The organism is Gluconobacter sp. DsW_058, from assembly GCF_002153615.1.
Classification (GTDB): Bacteria; Pseudomonadota; Alphaproteobacteria; order Acetobacterales; family Acetobacteraceae; genus Gluconobacter; species Gluconobacter cerinus.
In genome coordinates, this window is record NZ_JOPH01000006.1 from 1 (window position 1) to 17,627 (window position 17,627).

The following is a 17,627-nucleotide window of genomic DNA, read 5'->3' on the forward strand; positions in this document are numbered from 1 at the left end:
AGGCAGGAGCAGGTCTGGCCGATGCAAATTTATGACTATGTTGGAGGCGAGGAAAAGGCCGATGCCTTCGCCGATGCTACTCCACATAATGGCACGTTCTTCTTTCGAAGTAGGTTTGATCCCATCCCCGGGTAAACGGATAACATACATCGCCGCCAGGCCGATCAATAGGAAACCCAAGAAAGGCATGACCAATGCGATCCCGGAAAGATCCATATGCCAATACAACGTCAACGACGCGAAGACCGCCCCGAAGAAACTCATGATGAGCGCACCCCAAGCCCCCACTGATATTCTCCTTATAGCTCCGTAACGGCAGAGTAGGTTTGGCACATGAATTAGTCGAGATAGATTAGAGTAGAAGGTTAAGCCAACACCTTCCCCGATTGGACAGATATCTAGACAGCCGGAATTTTCTTAAAGGGGTTAGGCTCGAGAAACGCCGCCGCAATGGACGCCAGCTATTATTCATGCAGCCGTTAGCAGACGTTCCGCTTGCCCCTCAATTCCGCCATTAGCCAAATAACTGCTCAGCAATCATTCAGTCCCCTTTGCGGCAGGCGAGAGTATGCCATCCTGATCTGCACAGGCCTCAGGACCGTGCCTGAATTCTGTGTGCTCGTCGCCCCAGGCCTTGAGAGCCATGATGACGGGTTCAAGGGTTCGGCCACGTGGGGTCAGGCTGTACTCCACCTTTGGCGGAACTTCCGGATAAACCGTCCGTAACACGAACCCGTCACGCTCCAGCTCGCGAAGCTGGGTTGTCAGCATTCTCTGTGTGATGTTGGGCAGGCGCTTTCGGATGGCGTTGAAGCGTAAGGTCCCCTGAAGCAGGTGATAGAGGATCACGCCTTTCCATTTTCCGTCGATGAGCTGAAGCGTTGCTTCAACAGCGCAGCCGGGGCTGCAATCGAGCGACTGATGGCGGATGCGGGTCATAACGGTATCATTTCCGACACTATGGGCATTAAAAGTGCGTTCTTGTCTGCAAACAGCATAGTGCTCACTCTGCTCCTCATTCAACAGAGGAGCAGACATCATGCGGGCCATCGGTTATCAGACGCCGTTTCCCATCGAAAATCCGGCATCCCTTCAGGACATCGATCTGCCGAAGCCTGTTCCCACGGGGCGGGATCTTCTGGTGGAGATCAGGGCTGTGTCGGTCAATCCGGTTGATACAAAGGTCCGTCGCAGTGCGACACCAGAGGCAGGTCAGTGGCGTGTTCTGGGCTGGGATGCGGCGGGTATTGTCGTCGGCACCGGACCGGACGTCACGGATTTTTCTGTCGGCGATGAAGTCTTTTATGCCGGCGCGATCAATCGTCCGGGGACCAACGCCGAGTTTCATCTGGTCGATGAACGGATTGTCGGTCGCAAACCCTGTTCCCTGACCTGGGCTGAAGCCGCAGCCTTACCGCTGACCGCAATCACGGCCTGGGAAATGCTTTTCGATCGTCTGGACATTCGTCGGCCTGTCCCGGGAACGACGCCGTCCATATTGATCATTGGAGGCGCAGGCGGGGTCAGTTCCATGGCGATCCAGCTGGCCAAGGTTCTGACTGATATCACGGTCATTGCCACGGCTTCGCGCCCCGAAACGCAGGACTGGGTCACATCTCTCGGGGCAGATTACGTAATCGATCACAGCAAGCCTCTGGCCACACAGGTTGCTGCCCTTCCTACGGGCGCCCCCGGTTTTGTTTTTTCCACGACGCAGACAGATCGACACCTGGCAGAGATCGTCGAACTTCTGGCCCCTCAGGGACATTTAGGCCTGATTGATGATCCTGCTGAACTCAATGCTGTACCCCTCAAGCGCAAAAGCCTGTCCCTGCATTGGGAGCTGATGTTCACCCGCTCACTGTTCGGAACGGCAGATATCAGCGCACAAGGGAGACTCCTGAACGACGTGTCGCGGCTCGTGGATGAAGGTCGTCTTCGTACAACGCTCGGCAAAAATCTTGGCGCGATCACCGCCGCCAATCTGCGAGAGGCTCACACTCTAATCGAAAGTGGTCAGGCCAAAGGCAAAATCGTGCTCGAAGGTTTTCCGGCCTGAAGAATGGGCCTGAACGAAAACGATCATGACGAAAACAGTCAAAGCGCTTGAGAGGAGCAGACCTCATGAATGACGAAGAACATCTTATGACCCTGAACCGGACGGGAGGTCGCTTCGATCTCAATAAAATTGCGGCGGCATTTCCCGAAACGGCGGACACAATGCTACTGGACACTTATCTGACCGACAAGTCGGAAGCCAGTATCCGGGTCTTCCGGATCTATCGGGAGGTGCCGCCGCATTATCATACCCAGTGCGATGAAGTGCTCCATGTCCTCTCCGGAACAGGCACATTCTGGATAGATGATCCCAAGGAAGAGGCGCCGTTTGCACCCGGCCATCTTCTGCTGTTCCCCCGTCGGGCCGTGCATGCCGTACCCCGCATTCTGAGCCATCCAGTTGTTTTCCTTGCCATCGACACGCCGCGACGGGCGCCAGATGACGTGGTGTTCGTGGATCCTGCCGACGGTACGCCGTCCGGTTTTATCGCAGGGATCTGACGGCATGGGAGTCATGAAACAGAATCAGCCGCATGCTTTCACAAAAAGAGGCCTGCGCAGGATCGCCATTGCCGTTTTCACGGGTTTCGTTGGGGTATGCGGGCATCCTGTTTCTTCCCATGCACAGACCATCAGGATTGAGGCGACTACTAACGCAATAGACTGGAACGCCGTAGCGCTTGCTGGCGGTCATGTGTTTGTCTCAGGCCCTCGCTGGACCGGGTTCTCCGGACCGGCCGTGGGTCTTCTGACGAAAAGCAAAGAGATAGAGCCGTTTCCGGATGCTGACTGGAATGGCTGGAAACCCGGACGGAATGCGACGCATCGGTTTGTTAGCGTCAATGCCCTCCACGTTGCTCCTGACGGCACGCTCTGGGTTGTTGATACGGGAACTCCGTCTTTTGGAGGTGCTCCCATACCTGAAGGAGCCAAACTGGTCCGCATTGATCCGGCAACAGGTCATGTGCTCCGGATCTATCCCCTGGACCCGGATATCGCGCAGGCGGGGAGCTATATCGACGATATCCGTTTCAACGGTATGCATGCCTATCTGACGGATGCGGGCAAGGCAGCGCTGATCGTTCTTGATATTAAAACAGGTCAGGCACGTCGTGTTCTGGACAACGATGCTTCCACGCGCGCACGAACCGATCGACCGATTATCATGGACGGACACGTCGTTGAGAGCCACCTGCATCAGCCGCTTCTGGTGAATGCCGACCCGCTTGAAGTGAGTCCGGACGGGAAATGGCTGTATTTCGGGCCGCTTGAAGGGCCGTGGTCTCAAGTTCCGACAGCTCTGCTCGATGATCCCAATGTGTCGTCAACCGATCTGTCTGCAGCGGTTCAGCCCTGGGCAGATTTACCTCCAATCGGGGGCAGCGCCATGGACACTGCCGGTAACCTTTACTTCACCAATCTGAAGGATAACGGCGTCTATCTCAGGGACGTTTCCGGAAAGATCACGAGACTGCTCTCGGATTTACGTCTGCACTGGGCTGATGCACCTTGTCTTGCTCCGGACGGTCGTCTTTGGCTGCCTGCCGCGCAACTGGATCGTCTTCCGATGTTCCATCAGGGACATTCCGACATTCAGCAGCCTTTTCTGCTGGTATCGATCCATCCTCATGCTGGCCAGGTCAAACCTAGGCGATAGGACTATGATGACCGTCAAGTGCGGCGATAGTCGCCTGCGGGATGTTTTCTCTCGTGAAAAGGTACTCGCGAAGTCGCTGTGCTTTGGCGGACATCGTCACCTGTAATGCCATCGAAGTTTGCCGGGATCTTTTGTCGGAAAGTCAGGGGGAGCAATCCATCGGCGTGTCTGGGCGGTACGATGCCGTCGCCATCCAAGATATGTCAAAGCACGGGCAAGAATAAGCTGCTCGTCAGATCGTATCGGCCTTTTATAAAACAGGACTTGCTCCGCGATAACGTTCAGCGGCAGCCCTCCAGACGGGGACTGATCATGGACCTGGATCATCCTGCCAGAAGTCAGCTGAGGCAGGAGATCTTCAATCGTCAGTTTATCTGACCAATGCGAAGCACGGGCAAACAAAAGCTCCATGATTTCATCTATCGTTGGCTGTGCAACCGTAGATTTGTCTTTCAGGAAAAGAAATGTATTGAGGATTTCAAAAAGCTTAGTGTCTGAAAAATTACCGTTTATCATTTTGAATAGAGACCACCCTTCAGAAATCTCCGAAGGAGATGCCCGGAACAAGTTATGTAAGTCGTTTACGGTAGTTGGTGCCGAAAATAAATTATCGGGATTATCTACTTTGTAGCAATTAGTCTTGTAATAGGGATCAATCTCTCGAGTAACATCACAAAGGATCCAGAAAACAATATCCTGATAGACGCATTTCATCTCCAGGGAGTCCCAAGGGCTGTCCCAAGCAAAGTCAATGTCAGCGACGTCAAACATAGCGCTAGCTTTCATCATGGAAAGGAAAGATCCGCAGGTATCCTGCGCTGATAAAATCAGCAGCTACGACCAGACGTTGCTCAGTGTGGTCTGCATGGCGAAAGAAGCGCTGCCGTCACGACGGACGAGCCTTTCGACATCGCGCAGTCGAAACAGAGTTCGCCTTGGACCGATTTTCAAGCGTTCGAGCTCGCCCGCAGCGACATATCTGTCGATCGTTGAGAGGGACACGCGTAGTCGCTCAGAAGCTTCCCGACGCGTTATAAAGATGTCGTCAGAGCGACGAAGGGGGAAAACAGAACTCATGATACGCCTTTCCAACCAGCCCCTCACGGGACCAACGATGATACTAGTTTCGTTTGGTTTTTTCGGCGTTCAGTGTTCTACAGGGTCTCTGCTTGAAGCAGTGGCAGAGAGCCCTCTGGGCTTGCTAGAAGTTTTTCGTACTGTAGTGTCAGCTAACTCAAGAACGTTAGCCGAACACGGACGACGATTTCAAGAAATTTCTGAGCGTTTTTTTTCGTGGGTCGCTGTTTCAGTCGCGCCTTCAGATCATCTAGATGTCTCTGGAGAAAGCAGGACATCAGTTAGCAGGTCACATCGGGAAGTTTATAAACGACGCATATCGCGTCCGAGCGCCGCGCGATGACGCATTTTTTAAGATGGGTCTCAAGGTGGGATGAATTTCGACAAATCAAATAACTCTATAAAAAATATGAAAATTTTTGATTTATCTGGCGGAGAGGGTGGGATTCGAACCCACGGTACCCGCGAAGGCACAACGGTTTTCGAGACCGCCCCAATCGACCACTCTGGCACCTCTCCGTACGGCCTACATAAAGTAGACCTGATCGATGGCGCGGCTTATGACTGGCTTTTCAGCATAATGCAAGAGGGAGCCACCACTCTTTCCCTAATTAAAGATGGCATGACCTACTCACGATTTGCTGTTTTTGATTGACTGGAAGGCTGTCTCCTTGTATCGACCCGCCTGTTCTAGCCGTCCCATGTGGTCGGTCAGGAACCAACGATAAGAAGCGACTGGGCTGCGCCAGACCGGGAATACCCCGGCAAAAGCGGCCAAGAGATCGGAACAGCGAGAGTTTCCAGAATGTTTGCAGTCATCCGCACAGGCGGAAAACAGTACCGTGTTGCTCCTGAGAGCATCCTGAAGGTTGAAAAGCTTGAGGCTGAAGCCGGTAGCACCGTGACCTTCTCCGACGTCCTGATGGTCGGCAGCGAAGGCAGCGTGACCGTTGGCGCGCCGCTGGTTGCTGGCGCAACCGTGACGGCCACCGTGGTCGCACAGGATCGTCTGGCCAAGGTCATCATCTTCAAGAAGCGTCGCCGTCAGAACAGCCGTCGTAAGAATGGCCACCGCCAGCACGTTACCGTGCTGCGCATCGACGCGATCAACGCGGCCTGAAGCCGCACTAGGAAGGATACACAGCCATGGCACAAAAAAAGGCAGGCGGTTCCAGTCGTAACGGGCGCGATAGCGCCGGTCGCCGTCTCGGCGTCAAGAAGTTCGGCGGCGAGAGCGTTCTGGCAGGCAACATCATTGTCCGTCAGCGTGGAACCAAGATGAAGGCTGGCAGCAATGTCGGCATTGGTCGCGATCACACACTGTTCGCCCTTGTGGACGGACATGTGAAGTTCCAGCGTCGCGCCGAAGGCCGCGTCCACGTTTCCGTGGCGCTGCCGGAAGCCGCCGAGTAAGTCACCGCGCCCCAAGCGCGAGCGGAAGGGCCGGTCCTCCCAAGGGCCGGCCTTTTTCATATGTTGCGGATAATACGATGAAATTTCTCGACCAGGCCAAGATCTATGTACGTTCCGGCGATGGCGGTGACGGCGTGATCGCCTTCCGTCGGGAAAAGTACGTCGAATTCGGTGGCCCTGATGGCGGTAACGGCGGACGTGGTGGCGATGTTCTTTTCCGCGCCGTCCCTGCCCTCAATACGCTGATCGACTTCCGATACACACAGCACTTCAAGGCCCGTAAAGGCGGCAACGGCGCAGGTTCCGATAGAACCGGTGCAGCTGCGGAAAACGTTATCATCAATGTGCCCGTCGGCACGCAGATCTTCGATGAAGACCGCGAGACACTCCTTGCGGATCTGGACGAAGACGGCAAGGAGATCCTCCTGTGCCGCGGCGGTGATGGTGGCAGAGGCAATGCCCATTACAAGACCAGCACCAATCGTGCGCCACGTCGAGCCGACAAGGGTTGGCCGGGTGAAGAGCGCTGGGTCTGGCTTCGCCTGAAACTCATTGCGGATGTGGGGCTGGTTGGCCTTCCAAATGCTGGCAAATCTACCCTTCTTTCCGTGGCATCCCGCGCACGACCGAAGATTGCAGACTACCCGTTTACCACTCTGCATCCGCAGCTTGGTGTCGTACGCCTGAATACGACTGAAGAGTTCGTCATTGCGGACATTCCCGGTCTGATCGAGGGCGCAAGCGAAGGCGCAGGCCTTGGGGATCGCTTTCTGGGTCATGTCGAGCGCTGTGCAACGCTGCTTCATCTGATTGATGGAACTGAGTCGCAGATCGTGAAGCACTGGCGCCTGATCCGTAATGAGCTTGAAGCGTATGATCCGGTTCTAGCCGCCAAGCCTGAAATCATTGTGCTCAACAAGTGCGATTCTTTGACTGCCGAACAGAAGTCAGCCAAAAAACGGGCTCTTGCAAAAGCATCTGACGCAGAAGTGCTGACACTCTCCGGCGTGACAGGCGAAGGCCTGCCTGAGTTGCTTCGGCTCCTTCAGGATCGTGTCAATGCAGCAAAGGAAAGCAAGCTGGCATGATCGCCAAGGCCCCTGCCCCTCAACTGGCGCAGGCGCGCCGGATTGTTATCAAGGTTGGAAGCGCCCTTCTTGTTGATGGCGCACAGGCAGCGCTGCGGGCCGATTGGCTGCGCAGTGTCTGTGAGGACATCGCCAGCCTTAAGAAAGCGGGCACAGAAGTTGTTGTCGTATCCTCAGGGGCAATTTCACTTGCAAGACATCAACTGGGCCTGATGAACCGCCGCCTGCGCCTCGACGAGAAGCAGGCGCTTGCTACCGTCGGACAGATTGGTCTTGCTCAGGGCTGGAGTGATGCCCTCGCCCAGCATGGACTTGTCGCCGGTCAGTTACTTCTCACGCCCGACGATACAGAAAGCCGTGAGCGCCATCTGAATGCTCGCGCCACACTCCAGACACTACTGGACTTGGGCTGCATTCCCGTCATCAATGAAAATGATGCCATCGCCACCTCGGAAATCCGTTTTGGTGACAATGATCGCCTAGGTGCTCGTGTGGCCCAGATGATTGAAGCGGACTGTCTTGTCCTCCTTTCCGACATTGACGGTCTTTACACGGCAGACCCACGCACAGATCCAGCGGCGCGTCATATTCCAGTCATTGAGCAAGTGACGGACGACATCATGGCGATGGGGGGCGAGCCCCCACCTGGCTATTCGTCTGGTGGAATGCGCACGAAACTTATGGCAGCCCGCATTGCCAACCGTGCAGGCGCATCCATGGTTATTGCGGCAGGACAGGCACAGAATCCCATTCAGAAGCTCCTGGACGGTGGTTTGTGCACCTGGTTCCTTCCCCAGACAGATACGGGCTCCGCTCGCAAACGTTGGATTGGAAGCAGCCTGCATCCCAAGGGAGCCCTTGTGGTTGACGCTGGAGCGCGAAATGCCCTGATTGTGGGCGCGTCACTCCTGCCCGCCGGCGTTACCGCGATTGACGGGCACTTTGAGCGCGGAGATCTGGTGCTGATCAAAGATGAGCAGGGAGATGTGCTGGGTCGCGGTTTGGCGTCCTACACAGCGAAAGAATGCACGAAGCTTATTGGGCATCGCTCTGAGGAGATGGAGCAGCTTTTAGGCTATCGTGGTCGCGATGTTCTGATTCATCGGGATGACCTTGTGCTGGATCAGCACTAAAGCCACTCCAGCACAAAGTTGTGTCTAGCCCCTTGGAGGCCACCGGAGCTTCGGCTCCGCACGGGCTCTAAAAGCCTCGTCATCGTCACTTCGAGCAGATACAGACCGAGGGGCAAGCTCTTCCCGCTCCCGCGCAGCGCTCTGTCGCGTCTGCTCACTCTCCCAAGGAGCTCGGGACCAGCTTTTTTTAGAGGCCTCAGGCTTCTTGGCTACTCTGCGCAGAGCATCTGGGTCAGCCACCAACGGACCGTCTTCATAGGACGGTCCCTCAGCGCGTACGACAGCGGCAGGCTCAAAATAATCTGCTGGCTCCGAAGGTGCGCGCTCAACGGAGGGCGCTTTCTGAACTGGCGCACGAACACCGGCAGTCGGGCTCTTCTCGTCAGCCGGGCGGCCGGCGGCAACCATCCGGTCTGACGGCGGGGCCGTCAGACGCAGGGACAGTGATTGAAGCTCTGCACGCAGTTCTCCAATCTGGAACTCGAGTTCCTGCAACCGTGGCTTAACACCGAAAACGGCAAACGGCATGCAGACCAGAGCCAGCGCGAACAGGCCGACAATGATCAGCAGAGACATCAATGCCCATGCGGGCAACCATGAAATATCGGGCATCATGCTCCGGTCCGGATATTAAGAGAGCCAGACAATGCGGGTTCGATCCGGAGACGCCGGATTACATGCCAAGAGCGCGGCGATAGATATCAAGAAGTGTTTCCTGCTCTTCCACTTCCGCAGGCTCCTGCTTGCGCAGCTTGATGATCTGCTTGATCACCTTCACGTCAAAACCGGCAGACTTCGCTTCAGAGAAAATATCCTTGATGTCACCCGCCAGAGCCTTGCGTTCTTCCTCCAGACGCTCGACCCGCTCAATGATGGAACGCAGGCGGTCAGCAGCAATGCCACCCGTTGCGGCGCCTTCGATTTTGCTTTCTGCGTCCATGTTCGTTTTCCTTTTTCAGGCATAAGTCCGGGGCATCGCAGAGATGCGACACTAGCCGCGCGGCTTATCGCGCCAAGGCTTGGGAGGTCAACGGAATTATGTGCACATTTAGGGAACGCACGCGTTTCCGTGATGCCTCCTCCCGATGTCGTGCATGCCCGTTCCCTTGACATAAAGCCCCCCAGAGCGGAACTAGACCCTGCCTGCAAAGGCCTGAACCCTAAACCCTTTTCCCCCGACAATCCGGGTTCGAGAGGTCAGAGAGCACCCATGGAACACGTCCAGCAAGTCGAACCATTCGACTATGTTATCTTTGGCGCCACCGGCGATCTCACAATGCGCAAGCTTCTGCCTGCGCTTTATAACCGTCTCCGCATAGGACAGATACCAGACGATGCCCGCATCATTGGTACCGCCCGTACGGATATCGACCGGGACGGCTATGTTGCCCGCGCCAAAGAGGCGCTGGAACGCTTCATCCCCGATGATGTCCGATCTCCGGTCCTCGTAGACCGTTTTCTCGGGCTTTTACACTACGTCACACTTGATGGCACGAAGGCCGACAGTGAATGGAGCGCCCTGTCCTCCATTCTCTCCGAAGCCCCGGCTGACCGGATCCGCGTCTATTATTTCGCGACGGCACCTCAGCTGTACGGAAGAATCTGCGAAAATCTTCACAGCCACAATCTCGTATCGCAGCATTCGCGCGTCGTGCTGGAAAAGCCGATCGGCACGGATATGGCGACTGCGACAGCCATCAATGACGGCGTCGGCCAGTATTTCCCCGAGAATCAGGTCTATCGTATTGACCATTATCTCGGGAAAGAGACAGTCCAGAATGTTCTGGCTCTTCGCTTTGCCAATCCGATCATGAACGCCGTCTGGTCTGCCGAGCAGATCGAGAGCGTTCAGATCACGGCTGCTGAAACCGTCGGGGTTGAAGGTCGCGCATCCTACTACGACACATCAGGCGCCATGCGGGACATGATCCAGAATCATCTCCTGCAGGTGTTGTGTCTGGTCGCGATGGAAGCGCCTGATTCCCTGGAAGCCGATACCGTCCGTAATGCCAAGCTGGCCGTGCTGAACGCACTGCGCCCGATTACGGATGAGACTGTCGCTTCTGAGACCGTCCGCGCGCAGTACACTGCTGGCGTTGTCGGTGGCCAGAGCGTTCCAGGCTATCTGGAAGAGCTGGGACAACCGAGCAACACGGAAACATACGCCGCAGTGCGTGCCTGGGTTGATACCCCACGCTGGAAAGGCGTTCCTTTCTACATCCGGACGGCCAAGCGCTCTGCACGCAAGGTTAGCGAGATCGTTATTCGCTTCCGTGCTGCGCCGACAGCTTTGTTTGGTGCGACGCCACCGGGAAACCGGCTGGTTATTCGCATTCAGCCGAATGAGGGTGTTGAGCTACAGCTGAACGTCAAGAACCCAGCTCTGGACGCCTATACCCTGCGTACGGCGGATCTCGACACGACAATCCGCATGGAAGGCGGCCTGCCTTTCCCGGACTCGTATGAGCGCCTTCTGCTTGACGCGGTGCGTGGGAATCCGGTTCTGTTCATTCGCCGTGACGAAGTTGAAGCGGCATGGCGCTGGGCCGAACCTGTGCTCAAGGCCTGGAGCGAGAACAAGGTGCCGATGCAGACTTATAGCGCCGGGTCTTACGGTCCGGAGAAATCTGCAGCGCTGCTCGCCGACAAGGGCGACAAGTGGCACGAAGACATGGAGTAATTGCTTTTGACTGACCCCGCGAACGCGAAGCCCCGTTTTACACGGGGCACACGGCGTCCGCCCCGTACACTCAAACAGCACCTGATGCGCCGGCTCCTGATTGTGGTGCCGGCGTTTCTGCTGATGTTCGTGGTCGTTCGTTCCGGACTTTTGGATTTTTCCTACGACAAGTTCACGTTCAACAAGCTGAGCTGGTTCGATAATACAGCCCTTGTGGAACATCTGCGGCTTGTCGTGACCAACGACGGACTGACGGACATGCCCAAGCGTTGTCTCGTGTTCGTTGTGAATGGCAATGCTGCCGAGAATAATCCGGACATTGATGTCTTGGGACGCCACGGTAATGGCTGCCCCGGAGACAAACCGTCAGCTGACAAACTGTTCAGCCTGAAGGTTGATCGCAGTGAGCGCACGATTCAAACCGATGCAGGAACGCCTGGCACGTTCCACGAACTGCGGCTCTAAAGCTTCTACTCAGGAAGGTCGTGATCCGGCCTTCCTGAAAGCCTCCCGTAAAAATACGCCCCCTTCCCGCAAGGCCGTCCGCCCATCCCTGAACAGGGCATACCCGTTCAGAAAGCCATGAATCATGCGTGGAAACACCCGGTATTTGACGGTTCCTCCAGCCTCCCTGAGCAATCGCGTGTAAAGTTCACCTTCTCCACGCAAGGGGTCAAAACCGGCCGTCACGATCATCGCTTGAGGAAGATCACTAAGATGATCCGCAAAAACAGGCGAAAATTCCGGATCGAAAAGTTGATCGGGCGATGAAAGCGTCTGAGAACAATACCAATACAGAAGGTCTGTCGTCAGCATGTAACCCTCAGCGTAATCATGCCGGGATAAAGGAATGACCGGGCCACTCAGGGCAGGATAATAAAGAAGCTGGGCAGCCAGTCGCAGATCAGGCTGTGAGCGACTCCATTGCGCCAAAACAGCTGACAGATTTCCACCAGCACTATCCCCTGCCACAGCAATCGGCAGATCCGGCGCCGCGAGTTTAAGCCACTTAAGGGCTGCCTGCGCGTCTCTTAAACCTGCTGGGAAGCGATGCTCCGGTGCCAGACGGTAATCAAGAGACAGAACCATCGCGCCTGAAGACGCAGTCAGGCGGCAACAGATTCCGTGATGTGACGTCGTATCGCAATGTACGAATCCGCCACCGTGCAGGAAGAGCACCACGCCCGATACGGTCCCTCTTGGCCGATACAGGCGTGCAGGTCGCAGGTCTTCTTCGCCTGGAACCCTGATGTCTACCCATTTGCGGATCCGCAGCGATGACAGGGATTGCGGAAAGCTGGGGCGCCCGGTGATCTTCCGTATCTGCTTCAGCACATCCGGCGATGGGGCCGGACCGGGGATCTCTGGAACCACCTCAACAGGCACTGCCGGACGTACAACACCTCGGCGGCGAGCCTGCCATGCGAGCCATGCAAGAAACAGCCTCAGGGCGAATACTGGTTTCATTCCAGCATCATGCAGCGAAACCAGAACAAAGTCTGCCCTTGACCCGCAAACGCTCCCGGCGCAAGGTCCGCACCGCCAGACGGCTGGACGGTCGCTGTGACTGGGATGAGGATCCCCGTCATGGAGGAAAGTCCGGGCTCCATGGGACAACGGTACCGGCTAACAGCCGGCGGGGGCGACCCTAGGGACAGTGCCACAGAAAACAGACCGCCCGCCGGACTGTTCCTTCTTGGAATACGTCGCGGGTAAGGGCGAAACGGTGTGGTAAAAGCACACCGCGATGCCGGCAACGGCGTCGGTCACGGTAAACCCTACCGGGAGCAAAACCGAATAGGAACGGCAGGCTGTCGCAAGGCAGCCGGGAGCGTCTCACTCCGTCGTTCGGGTTGGTTGCGCGAGGCATGCAGCGATGCATGTCCCAGAGGAATGATCGTCCCGCCTTTGGCGGACAGAACCCGGCTTACAGGCCGTCTGGCACCTCTGATGAAAAACGTTCCCCAGTAATTCTCAAAAGCTACGCCATGAGAACATAAAGGGAACAAATAACGGCAGGTATAGATCTCGCCGTGCGATTATCCCTGATAATTCCTAACAAACAGCAAAAAATCGCGTCACAATTTCCACTATGAAAATAGCCGCAGTTTTCTGCGGTTTTTCGCAGATATATGTTTGACGTCCCATGAAATCCCATGGTATCCCAAGAAAGAACAGAGAAATACCTGATCACCTTGCGCAAGTCCTGAAGTGAAGGGAGGCACATCATCAATGAGCATGTTCCTCGGCACACATCAGAACCGCTTTGACGCCAAGGGACGTGTTTCTATTCCGGCCCCCTTCCGATCCGCTCTCAGAACGCAGGCTCAGCCTGGCGAAGCGCTGGTCATTCTTCGGCCCTCACATCTTCATCCGTGCATCGAAGCCTGGACGTCCGCCGCTTTCGCTTCTCTGGCGCAGCCTCTGGACGAATACGATCCGTTCTCTGAAGACCACGAAGATCTAGCTGCCAGCCTTTACGCAGATGCGTATCCGCTCGACAGCGACAAGGAAGGCCGGATCATTCTTCCCGATGTTCTGCGCGCCCATGCATCGTTAAACGACGAAGTGTCCTTCATGGGACTGGGTCGCGTTTTCCAGATCTGGAATCCGACAGCAGCAGCAGAACGTCGTCACCAGGCCCGCGCACGGGCAAAAGAACTTACCAGCAGCCGCAAACCGGCCACCGGAGATGCGGCATGAACGCAATCACGCTCGTCCATCAAGGACATGTTCCCGTCATGCTGAAGGAGGTGCTCGAAGCACTTTCCCCGCGTGAAGGCGGCCGGTATCTGGATGGGACATTTGGTGGCGGCGGTTACGCACGCGCTATACTCAACAGCGCAGATTGCACCCTACACGGCATTGACCGTGACCCGACTGCGATTGCCCGTGGTGAAGCCATGGCCGAGCAGGCCAATGGTCGACTGTTCATGCATCAGGGAACATTCGGGGACATGGAAGCGCTTGTGGGCCAGGACGGACCGTTTGACGGCATCGTTCTGGATCTCGGTGTTTCTTCCTTCCAGATTGATCAGGCTGAACGCGGCTTTTCTTTCCGTAATGATGGCCCGCTCGATATGCGCATGGGGGGCGAAGGCCCCTCTGCTGCCGATCTGGTAAATTCCATGAAGGAAGGTGATCTGGCGGATGTTCTTTATCGTTATGGCGAAGAGAAGCTGTCCCGTCGCATCGCACGCGCCATTGTGGCAGCCCGCGCGGAAGAACCTATTACGACTACAGGCCGTCTCGCCCACATCGTTCGGTCCTGCGTCCCCAAAGACCGTTCCAAGATCGATCCCGCCACACGCAGCTTCCAAGGCCTCCGGATTGCTGTGAATGACGAGTTGGGCGAACTGGAACGCGCGCTGGAGGCAGCCCCTCGCCTTCTGGCTCCAGGTGGCGTGTTCGTTGTTGTGACCTTCCATTCCCTTGAAGATCGTCTGGCCAAGCGCGCCATGGCGGAACTGGCAGGTCGTACTGCCAATCCGTCCCGCTATGACCCGGCGCCTGTCCGGAAAGAGCCTTCGGCTTTTTCTCTCCTGTATTCCCGCCCCCTGCCTGCCACGGAAGAGGAAGCGCGGGATAACCCCAGAGCACGCAGCGCCCGGTTGCGCGCTCTGGTTCGTAATTCCGCCCCACAACCGCCCGCCTCAGGAAACCGAGCATGATCCGGCCCTTCACCATCGCCTGCGCTGTTCTCGCCGCAGGGTCTGGCCTGTTTCTCTACACCAAGAAGCATGAGACGACGGTCCTCGACCAGAAGATCACCAAGGTGGTCCAGGAGACGCAGAAAGTCCGCGCGCAGACAGCCATGATGCGCACGGAATGGGCCCTGTTGAACCAGCCGGATCGCCTGAACACCCTGGCATCGCGCTTTCTTCCCGACCTTCACCCTATGGCCCCGGATCAGTTCATCCGCATGGCCAGTCTTGAAGCACGCCTTCCAAACCCGGGCTCGCGTCCGGTTCCAACAGATCCGCGCGAAAGCCTGCATGAAGTCGTCAACCGTGCGGCGACCGAGGCACATCTTCCGCTGCCGGCTCCTCCGGTTGTTCACCCAGTTGCGCCTGTTCAGCATGCTCCGGTTATTGCTGCAGTCACGCCTGCAGCTCCCACACCTCATGTCATGACAGCCCGTGCCGTCACGACGCATGTTGCACACCCTCATGCTGACCGGATTGTCCATTCCTCAGACATGGATCTGGCCTCTGCTCGTCCTGTGACGCCGCATGTCAGTGCGACAACCCGTTCGGACGTAACCCCGACCGTCCGCCTTGTGAGCTATCACGGCGCACGCCCGACACCGCTGGTCGCTGCGGCGTGGCATACGCAACCCGTCCATCAGGTTCGTGAGGCGTCCTTGACCCGCGTTGCTGAAGAACGCCCACGCCCGCACCATCATGCCAGCTCTGCGCTGGGAAATGACGAAGACGCATTGCCCCCGCCAGTTCCGTTGGCTAACTGAGACCCTCTCTTCTTTATTAACTGCTCGTTCAGTATTTTCCGGATAGCTTCGGGCGAGCACCTTAGACAGGACGCAACGCCGCACGATGCCCCAGGACGTGCCACCCCCATCAGGTTCGCGTCGCGCAGCGCGCCCGGGCAAACGGGCAGAGCGGCGCGACTCACAGACGGCAGTGCGAACGCCTTCCCGCCGTCTTAATCTGGATCAGATGCATAGTCGCCTTCTGGGCGTTGGCATGGGTTTTCTGGCCATTTATGGCGCAGTTGCCCTCAAAGCCACGTTCGCAACGGTGCTGATGCCTATGGAGCCCGAGAAGCGCCAGATCGCACCTCAGGTTCCAGAAATTCCGAAAAGCGATCCACGCGGTGAAATGGCAGGCGATTTCGTCCTGCCTACAGTCAAACGGGCCACCATTACCGATCGTAATGGGCAGGCCCTGGCGCTGTCTCTCCCCGTCGCGCAGGTTTATGCAAATCCAATGGAACTGATTGATCCAGAGGATGCGACAAAGAAGCTTAAAACCGTTCTGCCCAAGCTGGATGAAGCCGAAACCGTTCGTCGTCTCTCACTGAAGAAGCAGTTCGTTTACATCGCTCGTGATATTTCCCCTGTGCAGGAAATCGCGATCAATAATCTTGGTATTCCCGGTATTTATTTTGAAGCCGGTGAGCGCCGTCATTACCCGCTTGGCCGGACTGCCGCTCAGATCATGGGCAGCGTGGATATTGATGATCATGGCATTGCTGGCGTGGAACGCTTTTTTGATCAGCGCCTGAATTCAGATCGCACGCCTCTACGTTTGTCTCTGGACGTTCGCGTTCAGGCTGTCGCGCATGATGAACTGATGGCAGCCAAGGACGAGTTCTCGGCTATTGGTGCTTCGGCCATTGTCATGGATGTTCGGACGGGCGAAATTCTGGCCATGGTCAGCCTCCCTGACTATGACGCCAATGATTTCAACCACGCACCAAACGATGCACGCTTCAACCGTGCCGTGACAGGCATGTACGAGCCTGGCTCGACATTCAAGCTCCAGACAGCCGCAATGGGTCTTCAGCTTGGTGTGGTTCATATCTGGGATCGGTTTTCGACCATTCCCATTCGTGTCGGCCGCTTCACCATCCGCGACATGAAGACTGATCACTTTGCGCCATGGCTGTCTCTGCCGGGTGTGCTGGCCTATTCATCCAATCCGGCTGCGGCTCATATTGCGCTGGATGTCGGCGCCCAGCGTCAGCAGGACTGGCTGCGGAGCATGGGCTTCTTCAACCGCGTCCCGGTAGAGATTCCGGAAGCGGGACGCCCCCTTGTACCCGCATCGAAAAACTGGGGCCTCTCCACTGTCATGACTGTCGGCTTCGGCCATGGTGTGGCTGAGCCTCCGCTGGCCATTGTCCGCGGCACGGCGGCCACCGTGAATGGCGGCATTCTTTTGAAGCCCACACTGGTGGCCCGGGATCAGCAGGACGAAAGCCAGACACCTGATGCCAAGGTGCGCCCTGTTGTTTACAAGCCCGACGAGGCAGATAGCGGCGATGACATTGGCGCACAGACACCTGTCGGAACGCGGGTTCTGTCAGAGAAGACGTCTGCCCTGCTGCGCAAACTGCTGCGTCTTGACGTTACCCTGGGAAGCGGCAAATCGGCTGAAGTTCCGGGCTATTACGTGGGTGGTAAAACAGGCACGGCTGAAAAGATCGGTGCTCATGGTGGATACCTGAAACACGTCAACGTTTCGGCCTTCACCAGTGTTTTCCCGATGAACAACCCGCATTACGCGGTGTATGTCATGCTCGATAGCCCACAGGGCACTGCGGCCACACATGGCTGGACCACTGCCGCATGGAACGCAGCGCCGACCGTCAAGAAAATCATTTCCCGTGTTGGACCTATCCTGAACCAGTTCCCGGATACGACCAACAAGGACGCCATTGATGCATCTCTCGCCATCCCCATGAATCCGTCCGTGCCAGCGGGCTATCGTGCCCTTGGCCCTGGTAACGACCCTGGGGATCCGCGCAATCAGGCGCACACTCCCAAGACACAGCACTGA

Annotated in this window: 19 protein-coding genes, 1 tRNA gene, 1 other RNA gene and 1 pseudogene; 14 read left to right on the forward strand and 8 right to left on the reverse strand. The window is 56.6% G+C overall.

The annotated features are described in order from the left end of the window. Together HK24_RS13790 and HK24_RS05150 are read right to left on the reverse strand one after the other, a co-directional pair. Window positions 1-264, reverse strand: a pseudogene (locus HK24_RS13790) (PUP1 family protein); the annotation flags it as partial. A 273-nt stretch (window positions 265-537) separates the two neighbouring features. Beyond that, window positions 538-939: a helix-turn-helix domain-containing protein gene (locus tag HK24_RS05150; RefSeq protein ID WP_198942065.1), complete on the reverse strand. Its 402-nt coding sequence runs from the start codon at window positions 937-939 to the stop codon at window positions 538-540. 100 nt (window positions 940-1,039) lie between these two features. Between HK24_RS05150 and HK24_RS05155 the strand changes: the two genes are divergently transcribed. The 3 genes from HK24_RS05155 to HK24_RS05165 all read left to right on the forward strand — a co-directional run bounded on the left by HK24_RS05155 (window position 1,040) and on the right by HK24_RS05165 (window position 3,715). Beyond that, window positions 1,040-2,059: a zinc-binding alcohol dehydrogenase family protein gene (locus HK24_RS05155; RefSeq protein ID WP_086633604.1), complete on the forward strand. Its 1,020-nt coding sequence runs from the start codon at window positions 1,040-1,042 to the stop codon at window positions 2,057-2,059. Window positions 2,060-2,124: 65 nt separating this feature from the next. Further along, window positions 2,125-2,559 (forward strand): cupin domain-containing protein, encoded by a 435-nt coding sequence (locus HK24_RS05160; protein WP_086633605.1) that lies wholly within the window; start codon window positions 2,125-2,127, stop codon window positions 2,557-2,559. A 13-nt stretch (window positions 2,560-2,572) separates the two neighbouring features. After that, entirely contained in the window at window positions 2,573-3,715 is a 1,143-nt protein-coding gene (locus HK24_RS05165) for a major royal jelly family protein (protein WP_233126123.1), read from the forward strand. A 96-nt stretch (window positions 3,716-3,811) separates the two neighbouring features. Here HK24_RS05165 and HK24_RS13795 read toward each other — a convergent pair whose 3' ends face one another. From HK24_RS13795 to HK24_RS05180, 3 genes are all read right to left on the reverse strand, one after another. Further along, window positions 3,812-4,504 carry a hypothetical protein gene (locus HK24_RS13795; RefSeq protein ID WP_233126124.1) on the reverse strand — a complete coding sequence of 231 codons (693 nt, stop codon included), beginning with the start codon at window positions 4,502-4,504 and terminating at the stop codon, window positions 3,812-3,814. 45 nt (window positions 4,505-4,549) lie between these two features. Beyond that, complete coding sequence (locus HK24_RS05175; RefSeq protein ID WP_086633607.1) at window positions 4,550-4,792, reverse strand: AlpA family transcriptional regulator; 243 nt, start codon at window positions 4,790-4,792, stop codon at window positions 4,550-4,552. Window positions 4,793-5,221: 429 nt separating this feature from the next. Next, a tRNA-Ser gene (locus tag HK24_RS05180) sits at window positions 5,222-5,311 on the reverse strand. A gap of 286 nt (window positions 5,312-5,597) precedes the next feature. On the opposite strand from HK24_RS05180, the gene rplU reads away from it, so the two are divergent. The 4 genes from rplU (at window position 5,598) to proB (ending at window position 8,426) form a co-directional block, all read left to right on the forward strand. Then, complete coding sequence (rplU, locus tag HK24_RS05190) at window positions 5,598-5,912, forward strand: 50S ribosomal protein L21 (protein ID WP_046901386.1); 315 nt, start codon at window positions 5,598-5,600, stop codon at window positions 5,910-5,912. A 26-nt stretch (window positions 5,913-5,938) separates the two neighbouring features. After that, a complete protein-coding gene (gene rpmA / locus HK24_RS05195; RefSeq protein ID WP_046901385.1) occupies window positions 5,939-6,205 on the forward strand; it encodes a 50S ribosomal protein L27 in 267 nt (88 codons plus the stop codon). Between the two features lie 77 nt (window positions 6,206-6,282). Then, entirely contained in the window at window positions 6,283-7,293 is a 1,011-nt protein-coding gene (gene obgE / locus HK24_RS05200; RefSeq protein ID WP_086633608.1) for a GTPase ObgE, read from the forward strand. Next, window positions 7,290-8,426, forward strand: a complete 1,137-nt coding sequence (proB, locus tag HK24_RS05205) for a glutamate 5-kinase (protein ID WP_086633609.1) — start codon at window positions 7,290-7,292, stop codon at window positions 8,424-8,426. Before obgE ends, proB begins: the two co-directional genes overlap by 4 nt. 24 nt (window positions 8,427-8,450) lie before the next feature. Here the strand turns inward: proB and HK24_RS05210 are convergent, their stop codons facing one another. Together HK24_RS05210 and HK24_RS05215 are read right to left on the reverse strand one after the other, a co-directional pair. Beyond that, window positions 8,451-9,041 (reverse strand): hypothetical protein, encoded by a 591-nt coding sequence (locus HK24_RS05210; RefSeq protein ID WP_086633610.1) that lies wholly within the window; start codon window positions 9,039-9,041, stop codon window positions 8,451-8,453. A gap of 58 nt (window positions 9,042-9,099) precedes the next feature. Next, window positions 9,100-9,366, reverse strand: coding sequence for a GapR family DNA-binding domain-containing protein (locus tag HK24_RS05215; protein WP_007283547.1), 267 nt, complete (start codon window positions 9,364-9,366; stop codon window positions 9,100-9,102). Window positions 9,367-9,636: 270 nt separating this feature from the next. Here HK24_RS05215 and zwf point away from each other — a divergent pair, with 270 nt between their 5' ends. Then, window positions 9,637-11,106 (forward strand): glucose-6-phosphate dehydrogenase, encoded by a 1,470-nt coding sequence (gene zwf / locus HK24_RS05220; RefSeq protein ID WP_086633611.1) that lies wholly within the window; start codon window positions 9,637-9,639, stop codon window positions 11,104-11,106. Window positions 11,107-11,112: 6 nt separating this feature from the next. Then, a complete protein-coding gene (locus tag HK24_RS05225; RefSeq protein WP_046902046.1) occupies window positions 11,113-11,571 on the forward strand; it encodes a hypothetical protein in 459 nt (152 codons plus the stop codon). 9 nt (window positions 11,572-11,580) lie between these two features. Here the strand turns inward: HK24_RS05225 and HK24_RS05230 are convergent, their stop codons facing one another. Then, window positions 11,581-12,573 (reverse strand): alpha/beta hydrolase, encoded by a 993-nt coding sequence (locus HK24_RS05230; RefSeq protein WP_086633612.1) that lies wholly within the window; start codon window positions 12,571-12,573, stop codon window positions 11,581-11,583. Between the two features lie 75 nt (window positions 12,574-12,648). Between HK24_RS05230 and rnpB the strand changes: the two genes are divergently transcribed. From rnpB to HK24_RS05255, 5 genes are all read left to right on the forward strand, one after another. After that, window positions 12,649-13,052: RNase P RNA component class A (gene rnpB / locus HK24_RS05235), an RNA gene on the forward strand. Window positions 13,053-13,338: 286 nt separating this feature from the next. Beyond that, window positions 13,339-13,809, forward strand: coding sequence for a division/cell wall cluster transcriptional repressor MraZ (gene mraZ / locus HK24_RS05240; protein ID WP_086633613.1), 471 nt, complete (start codon window positions 13,339-13,341; stop codon window positions 13,807-13,809). Continuing rightward, entirely contained in the window at window positions 13,806-14,777 is a 972-nt protein-coding gene (rsmH, locus tag HK24_RS05245) for a 16S rRNA (cytosine(1402)-N(4))-methyltransferase RsmH (protein ID WP_086633614.1), read from the forward strand. Before mraZ ends, rsmH begins: the two co-directional genes overlap by 4 nt. Further along, entirely contained in the window at window positions 14,774-15,574 is an 801-nt protein-coding gene (locus HK24_RS05250; protein ID WP_086633615.1) for a hypothetical protein, read from the forward strand. The genes rsmH and HK24_RS05250 overlap by 4 nt, the downstream gene beginning before the upstream one ends. Before the next feature lie 85 nt (window positions 15,575-15,659). Beyond that, window positions 15,660-17,627 carry a penicillin-binding protein 2 gene (locus HK24_RS05255; protein ID WP_086633616.1) on the forward strand — a complete coding sequence of 656 codons (1,968 nt, stop codon included), beginning with the start codon at window positions 15,660-15,662 and terminating at the stop codon, window positions 17,625-17,627.